General features: G+C 69.4%; 2 protein-coding genes. One reads left to right on the top strand and one right to left on the bottom strand.

The features are described from left to right. Positions 1 to 767: LysR family transcriptional regulator (locus O3X23_RS36045; RefSeq protein ID WP_269276932.1), on the bottom strand; the 767-nt coding region annotated here is incomplete at its 3' end. 59 nt (positions 768 to 826) lie between these two features. Here O3X23_RS36045 and O3X23_RS36050 point away from each other — a divergent pair. Continuing rightward, the coding region (locus O3X23_RS36050) for an ester cyclase (RefSeq protein WP_269276934.1) at positions 827 to 1,338 on the top strand (512 nt) is incomplete at its 3' end.

Genomic DNA, 1,338 nt, shown 5'->3' on the forward strand with positions numbered 1-1,338 from the left:
CCTGTCGGCAGGGCCGGCAGGGCCAGATCGGGGACGACGGTGATCCCCACGCCGGCAGCGACCAGTCCGAGGCGGGTGGCCCAGTTGCGTGCGGTGCAGACGATGTGGGGGTTGGCCAACGTCGGCCAGGCTCCGAACTGCGGCTCGCCCGGTGCGCCGTCTCCGGCGATCCAGTGTTCCTGGGCCAGGTCCGGCACGGTGACACCGGCGTGGTCCGCGAGCCGGTGCGTGTCCGGGACAGCGACCAGGAGATCGCCTCGGAGCAAGGTGGTCTGTCTGAGTTCGCGCAGGTCGTAGTCCGGCAGGTCCTGGCCGACTCCGATGACCACCACGTCCAGCCGGCCGGCCCGCACCCGCCGCAGCAGGGCGGGTGTCGAGGCGTCTTCCAGGATCACGGCGATACCGGGATGGCTGGAGAGCACCTGGGCCATCGCTCGCGGGACCAACGCCATGGCGGCGCTGGGAAATGCGCCGACCGTGAGGCGGCCAGCGAGCCGGTCGCGCAGACCGGCGAGTTCCAGCTCGGTCGCCGCCAGGTCGGCGAGGATCTCGGTCGCGCGCCGGACGAGCACCACACCCGCAGGGGTGAGAGCCACGCCGCGTCCACCGCGGTCGAAGAGCAGCGCCCCGACTGCCGCCTCCATGGCGGCAACCTGGCGGGAGACGGCCGACTGGGTGTACCCGAGTGCTTCGGCGGCCCGAGTGAACGATCCCGCGGTGGCGACCTGCTGCACGACGCGCAGGCCGGTGAGGGTGAACTCAGCCATTGTCGGAAATTACCATGCGGATAGGTCATGGAAGTCATGCTGAACCATCGTTGGACCGCATGGCCCGTCGGAGGCAGGGTGGGGTCATGACCGATACATTCACCCGGGACGACCTGGTGGCGCGGCTGGTCCGCGCCGGTGAGCTGGAGGTGTCGGGCGCGAACCCGGCAGAGGCTGCGACGTACTTCGATACGGAAAGGTTCCGCTTTCACGGTCCGGACGGCTTCGAGTCCGACTTCGACGGGCTCAACCATTACTTCGCCGCAGTGCGCGAGGCCTTCGACGACCGGTCGATCCGGCGGGGCATCGTCGTGGCGGAAGGCCACCACATGGCATGCCAGACCTGGATCGAAGGCACCTTCGTCCGCGAGTTCACCCAGTCACTGGCCGGCCCGTTGCCCCCCAATGGCGCACGTGTCGTCTTCGACCTGATCAACATCTTCCGCTTCGACGACCGGGGCCGCCTCGTCGAGGAATGGGTACGTACCGACAATCGCGCTCTCCTGAGCCAACTGGGCGCCGAGGGAAGCCTGCCGGGCGGCCACCGCGGGTGTGGACGGCAGCGTCGCCC

Origin of the sequence: Streptomyces sp. H39-S7 (genome assembly GCF_027158205.1) — a bacterium.
Taxonomy (GTDB): domain Bacteria; phylum Actinomycetota; class Actinomycetes; order Streptomycetales; family Streptomycetaceae; genus Actinacidiphila.